Here is a 16,437-nt window from a genome sequence, read left to right on the forward strand (position 1 = left end):
CTCTGATTCGGCAATTGCGTGATGCTATCCATGCCCCGAAGTCGTGCGTGCAGGCACAACGCGATCAGCATTCCGGCCGAAGGCGCTTGGACTGGTTGGGGTAGGTCGGCCGTGCGAAGGAAGTCCTTTGCGATTGGCCTACTTAGTTGCTGACCCGCCACCATTTCCAAAAGTTCGACTTTTTTACGTCGCTCTTCCTCTGAGCAAATGGCGGGCCGAAACCTGAGTGTAGGAGAGAGGGAGATAAAAAGGTGACCCACTGGTCACTTCGGTTATGACCGAGATAGACGCAAACGTTGGCGAGTGTGACCGGATATGAACAGGGGTGTTCGAGGGTGGGGCAGGGCTGGCTCACGCGTGCGCCATCAGGTAACCGAGCGACGTGAAGCGCACTAGAATGGGGCGGGGTTACAGCATTGTGGGAGCGCGAAGCTCCCACCGGGAGAGGGGGATGAATCAGAAGCCGACGGTCTTGCCGTCGTCGCTACGTGCCTGTTCCAGCAGCATGTGCAATTGAGCGACCTGCTGGCGCAGCTGGTCACGTTCGTCCTTCAACTGGCGCAGCTCGTCGCGGCGCACGGAGACATAGAGGGTCTGGGTTGGAGTAGCAGGCATCAAGGTACCCATGGCACACCTCGCGGTTTTGGCTGGTGACAGTTAAAGCGTAGTCGCTTCACGCGGCGCGCATTCTGAATTCTTTCTCTGCCTAAGGGAACTTTTTTGTTTAACGTTGTCACGCCGTTCGTCGCTGAACCCTCAGGCGCCGTGCTGGACTAATCTGAAAAGCTGAACTGTGGTTGTCATTTATTGGGTAAGGGGAGCATCGGCTCATGCAATTGGGAATCGTCGGGCTGGGCCGCATGGGCGGCAATATCGCAAGGCGGCTGATGCGCGCCGGCCACCGCACCGTGGTCCATGACCGTAACCGTGAAGCCGTGGTCGGGCTGGAAGGCGAAGGCGCCCAAGGTGCCCACGACCTTGGCGCACTGGTGCAGAAGCTCAAGGCGCCCCGGGCGGTGTGGGTGATGCTGCCAGCCGGCGAGCCTACCGAGCAGACCATCGCTCAGCTGGCCGAGCTGCTGGAACCCGGCGATGCCATCATCGACGGGGGCAACACGTTCTACAAGGATGACATGCGCCGAGCGGCCGAACTGGGCAAGCGCGGGCTTCATTACCTGGATGTCGGCACCTCCGGCGGTGTGTGGGGCCTGGACCGCGGCTACTGCATGATGATCGGTGGCGAGAAGGCGGTGTTCGAGCGCCTCGAACCGCTGTTCAAGGCACTGGCACCGGGCGTCGGCGACATTCCGCGTACCCACGGCCGCAGCGGTGAGCACGAACGTGCCGAGCACGGCTATATCCATGCCGGCCCGCCTGGCGCAGGGCACTATGTGAAGATGGTGCACAACGGTATCGAGTACGGCCTGATGCAGGCCTATGCCGAAGGCTTCGACCTGCTGCGCAGCAAAGGCGGCACCGAGCTGCCGGAAGACCAGCGCTTCGACCTCAACGTGGCCGAGATCGCCGAAGTCTGGCGCCGTGGCAGCGTAGTCACCTCCTGGTTGCTTGACCTCACTGCCGATGCGCTGGTGGCCGACCCGCAGCTGGCGCAGTTCAGTGGCTCGGTGTCCGACAGTGGCGAAGGCCGCTGGACCATCGACGCCGCCGTCGAACAGGCGGTGCCGGTACCGGTGCTGTCCAGTGCGCTGTTCGCCCGCTTCCGCTCCCGCCAGCAGCAGGGCACCTATGGCGACAAGATCCTGTCGGCCATGCGCCTGGGCTTCGGTGGCCACGTCGAGAAAAAAGACTGATGACCCAACAGACCATTCCTGCTGCTCCGCCCTGCACGCTATTCCTGTTTGGCGCCAACGGTGATCTGGTCAAGCGCCTGCTGATGCCGGCGCTTTACAACCTCAGCCGTGACGGTTTGCTCGACCGCAACCTGCGCATCGTCGGCGTCGACCACAACCCCGCCACGGCCGCTGAATTCGCCGAGCGCCTGCATGGCTTCATGCAGGCGCGCGACAAAGGCGGCGAGGGCGCTGCCAAGTGCCTCGACGAAAAGCTCTGGGCACGGCTGGCCAAGCGCCTGGACTACCAGACCGGCGACTTCCTTGACCCGGCGACCTATGCGGCATTGGCCAGGCGCATCGAGAAAACCAGCCATGGCAATGCCATTTTCTATCTGGCCACTTCGCCACGTTTCTTCCCGGAGGTGGCTCAGCGCCTGGGCGACGCCGGGTTGCTCGACGAGTCGGCCGGTGGCTTCCGGCGCGTGGTGGTGGAGAAGCCTTTCGGCACTGACCTGGCCAGTGCCGAGGCGCTCAATGCCTGCCTGTTGAACGTGATGAGCGAGCGGCAGATCTACCGTATCGACCATTACCTGGGCAAGGAAACGGTGCAGAACATTCTGGTCAGCCGCTTCTCCAATGGCCTGTTCGAGTCGTTCTGGAACAACCACTACATCGACCATGTGCAGATCACTGCCGCCGAGACAGTCGGAGTGGAAACCCGCGGTGCGTTCTATGACAACACCGGCGCGCTGCGCGACATGGTGCCCAACCACCTGTTCCAGCTGCTGGCGATGGTGGCCATGGAACCACCGGCGGCGTTTGCCGCCGATGCCGTGCGAGGCGAGAAGGCCAAGGTGATCGGTGCCATCCGCCCCTGGTCGGCAAAAATGGCCCTGAAGAACTCGGTGCGTGGCCAGTACACGGCGGGCAAGCAGGGCCGCAAGCAGCTGCCGGGCTATCGGCAGGAAAACAACGTCGCTGCCGACAGCCAGACCGAGACCTACGTGGCGCTCAAGGTGATGATCGACAACTGGCGCTGGGCCGGGGTGCCGTTCTACCTGCGCACCGGCAAGCGCATGAGCGTGCGCGACACCGAGATCGCCATCTGCTTCAAGCCCGCGCCGTACGCGCAGTTTCGCGAGTCGGAGCTGGAGCGGCCCAAGCCCAACTACCTGAAGATCCAGATCCAGCCCAACGAAGGCATGTGGTTCGACCTGCAGGCCAAGCGGCCGGGGCCGGAACTGGTGATGGAGAACATCGAGCTGGGCTTTGCCTACAAGGACTTCTTCAAGATGACCCCGGCCACCGGCTATGAAACGCTGATCTACGACTGCCTGACTGGCGATCAGACCTTGTTCCAGCGGGCCGACAACATCGAGAACGGCTGGCGCGCGGTACAGCCATTTCTCGATGCCTGGGCCCAGGGCGGCGAGGTGCATGAGTACCGTGCGGGTGAGGATGGCCCCGAGGCAGGCACTGAATTGCTGACCCGCGACAAGCGTGAGTGGCACAAGCTGGGTTGAAAGAGCCTTGTTGCCTGTGCCGGCCTCTTCGCGGGTTTACCAGCGAAGAGGCCGGCACAGGCAACCCATCAAGGAGGTGCAATGCCCGCCCCTATCGAAGACTACGCCCTGCTCGGCAACTGCCGCAGCGCCGCCCTGGTCAGCCGCGACGGTTCGATCGACTGGCTCTGCCTGCCGCGTTTCGACGCCCCGGCCGTGTTCGCTGCATTGCTGGGCAACGAAGAGAATGGCCGCTGGCGCCTGGCCCCCAGCGACCCCATCGAACACAGCAGTCGCCAGTACCTGGGCGACACGCTGGTGCTGGAAACCACCTGGGTCACTGCCAGCGGCCGCGCCCGGGTGCTCGACTTCATGCCGCTGGGCGAAGTCAATTCGGTGGTGCGCATCGTCGAGGGCGTCACCGGTGAAACCCACTTCGAAATGGACCTGGTGCTGCGCTTCGACTACGGCCGCAGTGTGCCCTGGGTAGAAAAACTCGACCCGCTGACCCTCACTGCGGTGGCCGGCCCCGACCGCCTGATCTTGAGCAGCAGCGTGGAGCCCCATGGCCTGGACCATCACACCGCCGCCCGTTTTCGCGTGGGTGCCGGCGAGCGGCAGGTCTTCAGCCTGCGTCACCAGTCTTCGCATCTGCCGGTGCAGCCCGACTGCGGCATCGACCAGGCGCTGCAATACGCCCTCGCGCATTGGCAGGCATTCGCCGACCGTTGCCCTGAGGTCGGTCCCTACACCGGCCTGGTGCGCCGTTCGCTGCTCACCCTAAAGGCCATGACCTATGCGCCCACCGGCGGTATCGTCGCAGCGGTCACCACCTCGCTGCCCGAACGCATCGGCCACGAACGCAACTGGGACTACCGCTTCTGCTGGCTGCGCGACGCCACCATGACATTGCTGGCGTTCATGAACCTCGGCTACTTCGATGAAGCCCAGGCCTGGCGTGAATGGTTGTTGCGCTCGGTGGCTGGCAACCCTGAACAGATGCAGATCATGTACGGTCTGGCTGGCGAGCGTGACCTGCAGGAATACACCTTGCCCTGGCTGGCCGGCTACGAGCGCTCGCAGCCGGTAAGGGTGGGCAACGCGGCTGCTGAGCAGAGGCAGCTGGACATCTATGGCGAACTGGCCGATGCCATGGCCCAGGCGATCAAGGGCGGTTTGCCGCGTCACCCGCGCAGCGCAGCGATCTCCCGGCTGATCCTGCCCTATGTCGAGCGGATCTGGCGTGACCCGGACGAAGGCATCTGGGAAGTGCGCGGAGGCCGTCAGCATTTCGTCCATTCCAAGGTCATGGCCTGGGTCGCCTTCGACCGTGCCGCGGGGCTGGCCGACACCACCGAAGAAGGCCGCGAGCAGGGCCGTCACTATCGGCAGGTGGCCGACCACATTCATCAGGAGGTCTGCGCCCGCGGGCTCGATGCCAGCGGCCAGCATTTCGTCCAGGCCTATGGCTCGACCGAGATGGACGCCAGCCTGTTGCAGATCGCCCTGACCGGCTTCCTGCCGGCCGAGGATCCGCGCTTTCAGCGCACCCTGGTGCAGATCGAGCAACGCCTGCTGAAGAACGGCCTGCTGTTGCGCTACGACAGCGACAGCTGCAGCGACGGGCTGACGCCAGGGGAGGGCACGTTCCTGGTGTGCTCGTTCTGGCTGGCCGACGTGTACGTGCTGCTGGGGCGCGAGGCCGAGGCCCAGGCGCTGTACGAAACGCTCACCGGGCTGTGCAACGACGTCGGCCTGCTGGCCGAGCAGTACGACCCTGCCGGCAAGCGCATGCTCGGCAATTTCCCCCAGGCGTTCAGCCACATCGGCATCATCAACACGGCGCTGAACCTGCACCGGGCACGGAGCCCAGTGCGTGATCGGGCACGATGTGACTAGGGGCGTCGTCAAGTCCCGGAGTAGACTAGGGCAAACCCATTCGGCAAGGAGTAGGCATGAACGTCAGTGGCCATGATCGAGAGACCCAAGCCTGATGGCCAACCACAAGATCGAAATCCGCCGTCGCAATATCGAGAAGATTCTGGTCGCAGCAGAAAAGGTGTTCGCCGAAAAGGGTTATGGCGCCACCTCGATGGGTGACATCGCCGAACAGGCCGAGCTGCCGCGTTCCAACCTGCATTACTACTTCAGCACCAAGGATGAGTTGTTCCGCGCAGTGCTGCAGGACCTGCTGGATGTGTGGAAGCAGGATGCGCTGTGCTTCGAGAACTTCGAAGACCCGCGGGTGGTGCTGACCAGCTACATCCGCGCCAAGATGGGCCATTCGCGGTCACGGCCGCTGGGCTCGAAGATCTGGGCCGAAGAGATGCTGCACGGGGCGCCGGTGCTAGGGGTGAACCTCAGTGAGAGCCTGGTGCCGTGGGCAAAGCTCAAGGAGGACAAGATCCGCCGCTGGGTGGCGGAGGGGCGCATCCTGCCGGTGGAGCCTTCGGCATTGCTCTACATGATCTGGGCGTCGACGCAGCACTATGCCGACTTCGGCTATCAGGTGGCCTTGCTGAACGAAGGTGAGCCATTGTCCGACAGGGCGTTCGAAAGGGCGGTGCAGACGGTGACCTGTGTGATCTTGCGCGGGATCGGGCTGGAACCTTGAAGCGGCGTTGCAGGCTACCGCGGCCCTTTGTGGGAGCGGCCTTGTGTCGCGAAAGGGCCGCGCAGCGGCCCCGGCAATTTATGCGGCGAAGCTGAAAACTGGGGCCGCTGCGCAGCCCTTTCGCGACACAAGGCCGCTCCCACAAGGTCAGGTAGCAATCAGCTTCAACTGGCCTCGCGGTAGGGATTGCGCGGATCCTGGGTCCAGTTCAGGTAAGGCTTGCCGGTGTCCTGCGCGACCATCTCGATGCAGCCCTCCACCGGGCAGGTGATCTGGCACAGGTTGCAGCCCACGCATTCGTCCTCGATCACGCTGTAGGCATGGGTCCCGTCAGCTTTCAAGGTGCTGGCAATCGCCTGGTGCGATGTGTCCTCGCAAGCGATGTGGCAGCGGCCACAGCCAATGCAGGCGTCCTGGTCGATATGCGCCACCGACTTGTAGTTGATGTCCAGGTACTTCCAGTCGGTGGTATGCCCCACGGCCTGCCCGCGGAAGGCTTGCAGGTTGCGGTGGCCGTGCTGGTCCATCCAGCGCGCAAGGCCATCTTTCATTTCTTCGACAATGCGGAAGCCATGCAGCATCGCCGCCGTGCACACTTGCACCGCACCGCTGCCCAGGGCGATGAACTCGGCGGCGTCGCGCCAGTTGCCGATCCCGCCGATGCCGCAGATCGGCAAGCCGCGGGTTTCCGGGTCGCGGGCGATCTCGGCGACCATGTTCAGGGCAATCGGCTTGACCGCCGAGCCGCAGTAGCCGCCGTGGGTACTCTGGTCGCCGACGATGGGGTGGGCGACCATGCGGTCCAGGTCGACGCTGGTGATCGAATTGATGGTGTTGATCAGCGACACCGCATCGGCGCCGCCGCGGTGGGCGGCCCGGGCCGACTGGCGAATGTCGGTGATGTTCGGCGTGAGCTTGACGATCACCGGCAGCGAGCAGTGCATCTTGCACCAGCGGGTGACCATCTCGACGTATTCCGGCACCTGGCCGACCGCCGCGCCCATGCCGCGCTCAGGCATGCCGTGCGGGCAGCCGAAGTTCAGCTCGATGCCGTCGGCGCCGGTGGCTTCCACCAGCGGCAGGATGAATTTCCACGACGCCTCCACGCACGGCACCATCAGCGACACGATCAGTGCGCGGTCGGGCCAGTCCTTCTTCACCTGGGTGATTTCCCGCAGGTTGATCTCCAGCGAGCGGTCGGTGATCAGTTCGATGTTGTTGATGCCCTGCACCTGGCGATTGGGGCCGTAGTGCGCGGAATAACGTGACGACACGTTGACCGCCGCCGGGTCCTCGCCCAGGGTCTTCCAGACCACGCCGCCCCAGCCGGCCTCGAAGGCACGGACCACGTTGTAGGCCTTGTCGGTCGGTGGCGCGGAAGCCAGCCAGAAGGGGTTGGGCGCCTTGATGCCGGCGAATTCGATGGACAGGTCGGCCATTTACGCTGCCTCCACGTTGAGCATGAGTTGGGCATGGATGGCTTCGGCGGCCAGCTTGCCGTGTTGCACGGCCTGGACGGTGAGGTCCTGGCCCAGGGCGGTGCAGTCGCCTCCGGCGTACACGCCCGGGAGGCTGGTGCGCAGGTTGTCGTCGACGCGGATGCGTTCGCCGTCTCGCGCCAGTTGTGCGGCAACCGGGTCGCCGAGGCTGGCGTCGTCGAAGCGCTGGCCGATGGCTTTGAAGATGGCATCAGCAGCCAGTTCATAGGTCTCGCCCGTGTCGCGCAGGCGGCCGTCGGCCAGTTCGGTGCGCATGAAGCGCATGCCACGCACGCGGCCATGGTCATCGAGCAGTACGCCGTCGGGGCGGGCCCAGGTGTGCAGGCGCACCTGGTTGGCCTTGGCGATGTCCTGCTCATGGCCGGTAGCGCCCATGTCGGGGTAACCGCGACGGTACACCAGGTTGACGTCGCGGGCGCCCAGCCGGCTCATCTGCACGGCCATGTCGATGGCGGTGTTGCCGGCGCCGATCACCAGGCAGCGGTCGGCCAGCGGCAGTTGCGCCAGGTCGTCGGCCTGGCGCAGTTCGCGGATGTAGGCCGTGGCGGCGAGCAGGCCGGGGGCTTGTTCGTCATCCAGGCCAAGCTCGCGCACGGCGTTCAGGCCCAGGCCGAGGAACACCGCGTCGAACTGCTCGCGCAACTCGCCCAGGCCAAGGTTGGCGCCCAGGCGCTGGCCGTGGCGGATCTCGATACCACCGATGCCGAGCAGGAATTCCACTTCGCGCTGGGCATAGTCGTCCACCAGTTTGTAGCGGGCGATGCCGTATTCATTGAGGCCACCGGCCTTTTCGCTGGCTTCGAACACCACCACGTCATGGCCGTGCATGGCCAGGCGGTGGGCGCACGACAGCCCGGCAGGGCCGGCGCCGACCACGGCAATGCGCTTGCCGGTCGCCGGCGAACGTTTGAACGGGTGCTCGGTGAAATGGGCATTGTCCAGGGCGTAGCGCTGCAACTGGCCGATCAGCACCGGGGCGCATTCTTGAGCATTGTTGCGCACGCAGGCTTGCTGGCAGAGGATCTCGGTGGGGCACACGCGGGCGCAGCTGCCGCCGAGGATATTGGCCGACAGGATGCGCTCGGCGGCGCCTTGCAGGTTCTCGTCGCTGATGCGGTGGATGAACGACGGGATGTCGATTTCGCTCGGGCAGGCGTTCACGCAGGGGGCGTCGTAGCAGTACAGGCAGCGGGCGCTCTCGACGGCAGCCTGGCGGGCGGTGAGCGGCGGGGCCAGGTCGGTGAAGCGCTCGGCCAGTTGGTCGCTGCCGGCACGCGGGCGCGGCAAGTGGTTCAGGGCATCGATCACAGGGGATAGCCTCTCTTCTTTTATGTATGCAGGCGGCTGAATCGCGGTGGATTCTGGGGGTGCTGCGCACCCCATCGCGACGCAAGGCCGCTGCCACAGGGGCTGCCTAGCAGCCCCGAAGGCCTCAGCGCTGAACGGGGGTCGGGCGCTGTTGCTCGGCGCGTCGGCCCAGCACCTCGTACACCGAGGGATAGGCCGGGCGCTCCACGTAACGACCGGCGCCAGGCTCGGCGCGCAGGTCGCCATCGGCCCAGAGCACCTTGCCCTGGCTGATGGTGTGGCTGGGGATGCCGCGCACGGTGCGGCCTTCGAAGATGTTGAAGTCGACCCGCTGGTGGTGGGTCTGGGCGGAAATGGTGCGCGTGCCCTGCGGGTCCCACAGCACCAGGTCGGCGTCGGCGCCGACGCGGATGGCGCCCTTGCGCGGGAACAGGTTGAAAATCTTCGCGGTGTTGGTCGAAGTCAGGGCGACGAACTCGTGCATCGACAGGCGACCGCTGTTGACCCCGGCATCCCACAACACTGCCATGCGGTCCTCGATGCCGGCCGTGCCGTTGGGGATGCGGCTGAAGTCGTTGCGGCCCATGGCCTTCTGCTCGGCGCAGAAGCAGCAGTGGTCGGTGGCGGTGGTGTGCAGGTTGCCCGATTGCAGGCCACGCCACAGGGCCTCCTGATGCTCGCGCGGGCGGAACGGCGGGCTCATCACATAACCGGCGGCGGTTGCCCAGTCTGGGTTGCGGTAGACGCTGTCATCGATCAGCAGGTGGCCCGGCAACACCTCACCGTAGACCGGCTGGCCCTTGGCCCGCGCGTAGGTGATTTCGTCCAGCGCCTCACGGCTGGAGATGTGCACCACGTACAACGGCGTACCAATGGTTTCGGCAATGCGGATGGCACGGCTGGCGGCTTCGCCTTCGACTTGCGAAGGGCGCGACAGCGGGTGCGCTTCAGGCCCGGTCAGGCCCTGGGCCAGCAGTTTTTGTTGCAGGTGGTAGACCAGCTCGCCGTTCTCGGCGTGCACCGTGGGCACGGCGCCCAGTTGCAGGCAGCGTTCGAAACTGGCCACCAACGTGTCGTCGGCCGCCATGATGGCGTTCTTGTAGGCCATGAAGTGCTTGAAACTGTTGACCCCGTGCTGGCTGACCAGCTCGCCCATTTCTTCGGCGACCTGCTCGCTCCACCAGGTGATGGCAACGTGGAAACCGTAGTCGCAGGCACTCTTCTGCGCCCAGCCGCGCCAGGTGTGGAAGGCCTCGAGCAGAGACTGCTGCGGGTTGGGGATGACGAAATCGATGATCGAGGTGGTGCCACCGGCCAGCCCTGCAGCGGTGCCGCTGAAGAAGTCCTCGCTGGCGACCGTGCCCATGAAGGGCAACTGCATGTGGGTGTGCGGGTCGATGCCGCCAGGCATCAGGTATTGGCCGCTGCCGTCGAGGATCTCGCAGTCGGTAGGGGCTTCGAGGCCTTTGCCGATGGCACGGATCTGGCCGTCGACACACAGGACATCGGCGAGATAGCGCTCTTCATGGGTAACTACGGTGGCGCCACGGATCAACAGGGACATGCCGTCTTCCTCGCAGGCTGACCGGTCTGAGCCGGCTTTTGGAATTGTTATGCGCCAGTGGCTGAAGGAGGGGTTTTAATCCTGTCAGTCCTGACAAGATTGGAATCTAGATGCGTTTTCAGGATTGTTCAAGAAAAAATATTATAGGCTTATATCGTTTATATCTTATTGATAAATAAGGATAATTTATCAAGATCCCCAAAATGGTGAGGCCTTTCACCATTTTGACTCACTTGACAAGAAGCCAAATTGGTCAAGATTTTCCATGCAAAATCAGCTGCTTGATTCCTGGCTTCGAGGCGCACGCCGCGCCGTTGAAAAAACAGGCTGCACCAGTTTGAAACCTGATGCAGGGGCCAGGGCCGGCCCAGGGTGGCGCAAGCGGCAGGCGAGGGAACAACCGTGCCCCCACCTGCCGCGCAACAATGCTTTGCAGATCAGTTAATTACCTCCGGTCGGCGGCGGCCGGCCGGGTTGGCGCAGGCCAACCCGGCACGCAATTTGAGTACGGCCACAACCGCCAGGCCGGACCGGAGGAGCATTACTGGTGGTGTGTGTACTCCGGCCATCGCGTTAGCCCGATGAGCAAACAACTAGAAGAAATCTGGAGAAGGCCCCATGCAACAGAGTAGATCGCAAGTGATCGAGCAGGCAGGCCTGTTCGAGCTGTCCGCAGGCAGTGACGTCCTCGACAGCCCGCGTTATAACCACGACATCGCGCCGACCAAGGTGCACCAGCGCACCTGGAACAAATGGCACATCACCGCGCTGTGGGTGGGCATGTCCATCTGCGTGCCGACCTACACCCTCGGCGGCGTGCTCACGGCCTATTTCGGCCTGAGCGTGGGTGAGGCGCTGCTGGCGATTCTGCTGGCCAACCTGATCGTGCTGATCCCGCTGACCCTCAATGCCTTCCCTGGCACCCAGTACGGCATCCCGTTCCCGGTGCTGCTGCGCTCGTCGTTCGGCATCCTGGGCTCCAATGTGCCGTGCCTGATCCGCGCGGTGGTCGCCTGTGGCTGGTTCGGCATCCAGACGATGTTCGGCGGTTTGGCCATCCACCTGTTCCTCGGCTCGATCTTCGACGGCTGGAAAGCGCTGGGCGGTACCGGCGAGGTGGTTGGCTTCATGATCTTCTGGGCGCTGAACCTGTGGGTGGTGCTGCGCGGTGCCGAGTCGATCAAGTGGCTGGAAACGCTGTCGGCACCGCTGTTGGTCGCGGTCGGTTTCGGCCTGCTGTTCTGGGCCTTGCCGCACATGTCGATGAGTGAATTGCTGGCGCAGCCGCCCAAGCGCCCGGAAGGGGCCAGCGTGGTCGGCTACTTCTGCGCCGGGCTTACCGCCATGGTCGGCTTCTGGGCCACGCTGTCACTGAACATTCCCGACTTCAGCCGCTACGCCAAGAGCCAGAAGGACCAGATCCTCGGGCAGATCTTCGGCCTGCCGCTGACCATGTTCCTGTTCGCCTCGCTGGGGGTGGTCATGACGGCGGCGTCCGCCTCGCTGGTGGGCGAGACGGTGTCCGACCCGGTCAGCCTGATCGGCAAGATCCATAGCCCTGGCTGGGTCGCGCTGGCCATGGCGTTGATCGTCATCGCCACGCTGTCGACCAACACTGCCGCCAACATTGTCTCGCCGACCAACGACTTCCAGAACATCGCCCCGCGCCTGATCGGGCGTAGCCGCGCGGTGTGGCTGACAGGCTTCATCGGCCTGGCACTGATGAGCCACGAGTTACTGAAGAAGCTCGGCTGGATCGTTTCCGACCTGAGCCTGGAGAGCGTGTATTCCAACTGGTTGCTGGGGTATTCCAGCCTGCTCGGGCCGATCGCCGGGATCATGGTGGTGGACTACTTCCTGATCCGCCGCCAGCACCTGGACCTGGCCGGGCTGTACCGCGACGACGTGTACCCGGCATGGAACTGGGCGGGCTTCGCCGCTTTCGCCGTGCCGGTGGCGCTGACCGTGCTGGCCATCGGCAACAGCCGTTTCAGCTGGTTCTACGACTATGGCTGGTTCACCGGGTCGCTGCTGGGCGGGGTGCTGTACTACGCCCTGGGTGGCGTGGCGGTGCGCGGGCCGGCGATTGCGCCAGTACACACCAATAAGAATGCCTGAGGAGAAACACCATGAGCCAATCCCAGCATGTTTTGAAATCCACCGAGCGCCACGTCGACAGCGCCCGCCTGTGGCAGTCGCTGATGGACCTTGCCCGCCTCGGCGCCACGGCCAAGGGCGGGGTGTGCCGGCTGGCACTGACCGACCTCGACCGCCAGGCGCGCGACCTGTTCGTTCAGTGGACGGAGGCCGCCGGTTGCACCGTCAGTATCGATGCGGTGGGCAACATCTTCGCCCGTCGCCCAGGGCGCAACCCCAAGCTGCCACCGGTGATGACCGGCAGCCATATCGACACCCAGCCAACCGGCGGCAAGTTCGATGGCTGTTTTGGCGTGATGGCCGGGCTGGAGGTGCTGCGTACCCTCAATGACCTGGGCATCGAGACCGAGGCACCGCTGGAAGTGGTGGTGTGGACCAACGAAGAAGGCTCGCGCTTCGCGCCCTGCATGATGGGCTCGGGTGTGTTCGCCGGCAAGTTCACCCTGGAAGAAACCTTGGCCAAGCGCGACGCCCAGGGCGTTTCGGTCGGCGAGGCGCTGGACGCCATCGGCTATGCCGGCCCGCGTGCAGTGCTTGGCCACCCGGTGGGTGCCTACTTCGAAGCCCATATCGAACAGGGGCCGATCCTCGAGGACCAGGCCAAGACCATTGGTGTGGTGCTCGGCGCCCTGGGCCAGAAGTGGTTCGACCTGACCCTGCGCGGCGTCGAAGCCCATGCCGGGCCGACACCGATGCACCTGCGCAAGGACGCCCTGGTGGGCGCCGCAGCCGTGGTCGAAGCGGTCAACCGCACCGCCCACGCGCATCAGCCCCACGCCTGCGGCACAGTCGGGTGCCTGCAGGCCTACCCCGGCTCGCGCAACGTGATCCCTGGCGAGGTGCGCATGACCCTGGACTTCCGTCACCTGGAGGGCGGCCAGCTGGAAGCGATGATCGCCGATGTGCGCACGGTGATCGAGGCGACCTGTGCCAAGCATGGCTTGAGCCATGAACTGGTCCCCACGGCGGACTTCCCGGCGCTGTACTTCGACCGCGGTTGCGTCGATGCCGTACGCCAGTCGGCGCAGGCCCTGGGCTTGCCGCACATGGACATCGTCAGCGGAGCAGGGCATGACGCGATCTTCCTGGCCGAGCTGGGGCCGGCGGGGATGATTTTCGTGCCTTGCGAGAATGGCATCAGCCACAACGAGATCGAGAACGCCACGCCAGAGGACCTGGCGGCAGGCTGTGCCGTGCTGCTGCGGGCCATGCTGGCGGCCTCGGAGGCGATCGCCAGCGGGCGGCTGGCGGCATAGCAACGCGCTGAACGGGGCTGCAAGGCAGCCCCGGCAATCTCAAGACGAAACGGCCACCAGGCGCCCATCACGCCCGATATGGTAGCGCTGCAGATCCCGCGCCAACGTCAGGTGCCCGGTGTAGTGGGCCAACGCCTCATCCTGCACATCATCAATGCACGGGCTGCGCTCAGGGTCCCCCTGGTACCGCGCACTGAAATGCGTGAGCACCAGGTTGCGCACGCCCGCAGCTTCCGCGAACTGCGCCACTGCCGCCGCCGTGCTATGGCCAAACGTATTGCCGCTACGCTCGACAATGGGTTGGGTATAGGTCGCTTCATGGACCAGCACATCCGCGCCTCTGGCAACCTCGGCGAGCAGTGGCGGGTTGTCGTTATCGCCACAGACGATCACCCGCCGCGGCGGTCGCGAGGCTTTCAGGTAGTCGCGCGGCGCAAGCTGCCGCCCGTCATGCTCGGCCGCCAGCCCCTTGGCCAAGGTACCCCACAACGGCCCACGTGGAATCCCTTCGGCTTCCAGCCGTTGGGTGTCCAGGCGTGGTTCAGGGTTCAGTTCGGTGAACACGAAGCCAACGCTCGGGACCCGGTGCGACAACGGCACGGTACTGACCTGGATGTGCTCGCTTTGCCATTGCCCCAGGTGCTCGACACGCAACAGCCGCAGTTCGAACGGCAGGTGGGTTTCGCTGGCCGCCAGGCTCAGGCGCACCCAGTCCTGCAAGGCGGCGGGCAGGATCAGGTCCAGGGGTTCGCTGCGCCCGCCCATGCCGGCACTGGCCAGCAGCCCCGGCAGGCCGAAACAATGGTCGCCATGCACATGGGTGATGAAGATGCCGCGCAGGTCGCGTACCGAGAGCGAACTGTGCAGCAGCTGGTGCTGCGTGCCTTCGCCGCAATCGACCAGGTACCAGTGTCTGCCGCTGGCTTCGATGACGGCGGTGGCGCTGACGTTGCGGGCTTTGGTGGGCACCCCGGAGGAGGTGCCCAGAAACTGCAGGTCCAATGCTTTGCTCCATGCGTGGGGGAGCCACACCTTAGACCGATTGCTGCGGGGCGTCGATGCTCAAGGCTCGGCGGGGGTATCCTGCCGCCAGATCAGCTTGCTGGTGTCGTAACCCTGCTTCTGGGCAATCGTAACCAGTTGGTCACGCGTCTGGTCGGTAATTGCCGGTGTGCGCGACAGCAGCCACAGGTATTCGCGGTTGGGGTGGCCAACCAGTGCCACGCGATAGTCCTTGTCGTGGTACAGCACCCAGTATTCACCCTTGGTCAGCCCCGGCGCGAGGCGGCTGAACCAGTTATCGAAGCGCACCCAGAGCTTGTCGGTCCGGCCCGGCACCTGGGCTTCGGCAATACCACGGGCTTCGTTCAAGGTGCCGTCCTTTTCCTTGCAGCGGTTGGTCACGTCGATACGGCCATCTTCGCGCAAGCCGTAATGGGCTTCGGACTGCACGCAGTTGCGCTGGAAGAACATCGGCAGGCGTGCAAGCTCGTACCAGGTGCCCTGGTAGCGTTGCAGGTCGACCTGTTCGGTGGCCGGCGGGGTGTGGTGATCGTCGTTGGAACCGACGCAGCCCATCAGGGCCACGGTCATGCAGGAAAGCATCAGGGCCGTGCGCATCGCCATGGCGAATCTCCTGTCAGCGAGTGTGGAGCTTACCTCTTGTTCGATGCAGGTAGGGGGTAAAAGTTGTATCGGTTCGCCTTGGCATTTTTAGCGCCTATGAAATCGAGCGCCGCCCGCGCGGCGCATCGCGGATGAATCCGCTCCTACATCTGTTTCGGGCCAATCTCTCCTGTGAAGCCAACAGGGACCGCCTTGTTTGTCCCATTTGAAATTGTGGTGGCGCTACTGCTTTTCATCGATTTGCAGTCATGCACCAAGGCAGATCCTGTTGGCGGCACAGGAGAAACTGGCCCGAAACAGATGTAGGAGCGGATTCATCCGCGATGCGCCGCGCGGGCGGCGCTCGATCTCATAGGCGCTGCAAATCTGTCGGCAGGCACCTGTCAGCCCTCACCCATTCTCCGGCGGCAAATCAAACGATCCCGTTTCGACTTCCCCCTTACGCACATAACGGGCAATGATCACGCCCTTCGGCGTTACCTGCGAATGTTTCAGGGTGAAAACCCCAGGCGCCGCATTATCACTGAACAACCGCTTGCCATGCCCCAGCAACACCGGGTGAATGAGCAACTGAAGCTCATCGACCAGCCCGGCGGCGAACAGTTGCTGCACCAGATTGGCACTGCCCTGGGTCAGCAGATCAGCGCCGTCCTGCTGCTTCAGGGCTCGCACCGCTGACACAATATCCGCGCCCAGCCCATGGCTGTCATGCCATTCGAGGCTGTCCGGATCATGGGTGGCGACATGCTTGGCCACGCTGTTGAACAGCCTGGCGATGGAGAAGTCCTCGGTATCGTCTTTCACGTTCGGCCAGTAGCCGGCAAAGATGTCATAGGTGCGCCGCCCCAGCAGCAATTCGAACGGTTGGCTGAACAACGCCTGCATCGCCTGGCCGAACACTTCCTCGGCATGGGGCACCAGCCAACCGCCAAAGGTGAAACCACCGCTGGTGTCTTCCTGTGGGCCTCCGGGGGCCTGCATGACGCCGTCGAGGCTGACGAAGGCGGCTACGATGAGTTTGCGCATGGCGCTCTCCTGAAAGGCTTGTCGATGTGATGATCCACCTTATGGTCGAACGGCGCGCGGCGATTTCGACAGGGCAGGCAGTCCCGTTTTTG

Annotated in this window: 13 protein-coding genes; 6 read left to right on the top strand and 7 right to left on the bottom strand. The window is 64.2% G+C overall.

The window, feature by feature from the left end:
* Positions 1–456: 456 nt before the first annotated feature.
* On the bottom strand, positions 457–627 hold the full coding sequence (locus L6D64_RS03930) for a DUF6026 family protein (protein ID WP_219824750.1): 171 nt from the start codon (positions 625–627) through the stop codon (positions 457–459).
* Between the two features lie 203 nt (positions 628–830).
* Here L6D64_RS03930 and gnd point away from each other — a divergent pair, with 203 nt between their 5' ends.
* The 4 genes from gnd (at position 831) to L6D64_RS03950 (ending at position 5,909) form a co-directional block, all read left to right on the top strand.
* Positions 831–1,811, top strand: a complete 981-nt coding sequence (gene gnd / locus L6D64_RS03935) for a phosphogluconate dehydrogenase (NAD(+)-dependent, decarboxylating) (protein WP_176507504.1) — start codon at positions 831–833, stop codon at positions 1,809–1,811.
* A complete protein-coding gene (zwf, locus tag L6D64_RS03940; protein ID WP_176507505.1) occupies positions 1,811–3,316 on the top strand; it encodes a glucose-6-phosphate dehydrogenase in 1,506 nt (501 codons plus the stop codon). Before gnd ends, zwf begins: the two co-directional genes overlap by 1 nt.
* A gap of 81 nt (positions 3,317–3,397) precedes the next feature.
* Positions 3,398–5,194, top strand: a complete 1,797-nt coding sequence (locus tag L6D64_RS03945) for a glycoside hydrolase family 15 protein (protein WP_176507506.1) — start codon at positions 3,398–3,400, stop codon at positions 5,192–5,194.
* Between the two features lie 94 nt (positions 5,195–5,288).
* Entirely contained in the window at positions 5,289–5,909 is a 621-nt protein-coding gene (locus L6D64_RS03950) for a TetR/AcrR family transcriptional regulator (RefSeq protein ID WP_176507507.1), read from the top strand.
* 164 nt (positions 5,910–6,073) lie between these two features.
* On the opposite strand, the gene preA is transcribed toward L6D64_RS03950, so the two are convergent.
* The 3 genes from preA to hydA form a co-directional block, all read right to left on the bottom strand.
* Complete coding sequence (preA, locus tag L6D64_RS03955) at positions 6,074–7,348, bottom strand: NAD-dependent dihydropyrimidine dehydrogenase subunit PreA (protein ID WP_176507508.1); 1,275 nt, start codon at positions 7,346–7,348, stop codon at positions 6,074–6,076.
* A complete protein-coding gene (locus tag L6D64_RS03960) occupies positions 7,349–8,716 on the bottom strand; it encodes an NAD(P)-dependent oxidoreductase (protein WP_176507509.1) in 1,368 nt (455 codons plus the stop codon).
* Between the two features lie 124 nt (positions 8,717–8,840).
* Entirely contained in the window at positions 8,841–10,280 is a 1,440-nt protein-coding gene (gene hydA / locus L6D64_RS03965; RefSeq protein ID WP_176507510.1) for a dihydropyrimidinase, read from the bottom strand.
* Positions 10,281–10,898: 618 nt separating this feature from the next.
* Here hydA and L6D64_RS03970 point away from each other — a divergent pair.
* Both L6D64_RS03970 and L6D64_RS03975 read left to right on the top strand, forming a co-directional pair.
* The gene (locus L6D64_RS03970; RefSeq protein WP_176507511.1) at positions 10,899–12,398 is read left to right on the top strand and encodes an NCS1 family nucleobase:cation symporter-1; all 1,500 of its coding nucleotides are present in this window, start codon (positions 10,899–10,901) and stop codon (positions 12,396–12,398) included.
* An 11-nt stretch (positions 12,399–12,409) separates the two neighbouring features.
* Complete coding sequence (locus L6D64_RS03975) at positions 12,410–13,693, top strand: Zn-dependent hydrolase (RefSeq protein ID WP_176507512.1); 1,284 nt, start codon at positions 12,410–12,412, stop codon at positions 13,691–13,693.
* Positions 13,694–13,732: 39 nt separating this feature from the next.
* On the opposite strand, the gene L6D64_RS03980 is transcribed toward L6D64_RS03975, so the two are convergent.
* From L6D64_RS03980 to L6D64_RS03990, 3 genes are all read right to left on the bottom strand, one after another.
* A complete protein-coding gene (locus L6D64_RS03980) occupies positions 13,733–14,695 on the bottom strand; it encodes a ribonuclease Z (RefSeq protein WP_176507513.1) in 963 nt (320 codons plus the stop codon).
* Positions 14,696–14,755: 60 nt separating this feature from the next.
* A complete protein-coding gene (locus L6D64_RS03985; RefSeq protein WP_176507514.1) occupies positions 14,756–15,319 on the bottom strand; it encodes a lipocalin family protein in 564 nt (187 codons plus the stop codon).
* Between the two features lie 390 nt (positions 15,320–15,709).
* Positions 15,710–16,345, bottom strand: coding sequence for a dihydrofolate reductase family protein (locus L6D64_RS03990; RefSeq protein WP_236192340.1), 636 nt, complete (start codon positions 16,343–16,345; stop codon positions 15,710–15,712).
* Between the last annotated feature and the right edge of the window lie 92 nt (positions 16,346–16,437).

The organism is Pseudomonas urethralis, assembly GCF_021602465.1.
GTDB lineage: Bacteria > Pseudomonadota > Gammaproteobacteria > Pseudomonadales > Pseudomonadaceae > Aquipseudomonas > Aquipseudomonas vlassakiae.

Coding starts and splice junctions, on each gene's coding strand:
- L6D64_RS03930 (WP_219824750.1), bottom strand. CDS start 627: ATGGGTACCTTGATGCCTGCTACTCCAACCCAGACCCTCTATGTCTCC.
- gnd (WP_176507504.1), top strand. CDS start 831: ATGCAATTGGGAATCGTCGGGCTGGGCCGCATGGGCGGCAATATCGCA.
- zwf (WP_176507505.1), top strand. CDS start 1,811: ATGACCCAACAGACCATTCCTGCTGCTCCGCCCTGCACGCTATTCCTG.
- L6D64_RS03945 (WP_176507506.1), top strand. CDS start 3,398: ATGCCCGCCCCTATCGAAGACTACGCCCTGCTCGGCAACTGCCGCAGC.
- L6D64_RS03950 (WP_176507507.1), top strand. CDS start 5,289: ATGGCCAACCACAAGATCGAAATCCGCCGTCGCAATATCGAGAAGATT.
- preA (WP_176507508.1), bottom strand. CDS start 7,348: ATGGCCGACCTGTCCATCGAATTCGCCGGCATCAAGGCGCCCAACCCC.
- hydA (WP_176507510.1), bottom strand. CDS start 10,280: ATGTCCCTGTTGATCCGTGGCGCCACCGTAGTTACCCATGAAGAGCGC.
- L6D64_RS03970 (WP_176507511.1), top strand. CDS start 10,899: ATGCAACAGAGTAGATCGCAAGTGATCGAGCAGGCAGGCCTGTTCGAG.
- L6D64_RS03975 (WP_176507512.1), top strand. CDS start 12,410: ATGAGCCAATCCCAGCATGTTTTGAAATCCACCGAGCGCCACGTCGAC.
- L6D64_RS03985 (WP_176507514.1), bottom strand. CDS start 15,319: ATGGCGATGCGCACGGCCCTGATGCTTTCCTGCATGACCGTGGCCCTG.
- L6D64_RS03990 (WP_236192340.1), bottom strand. CDS start 16,345: ATGCGCAAACTCATCGTAGCCGCCTTCGTCAGCCTCGACGGCGTCATG.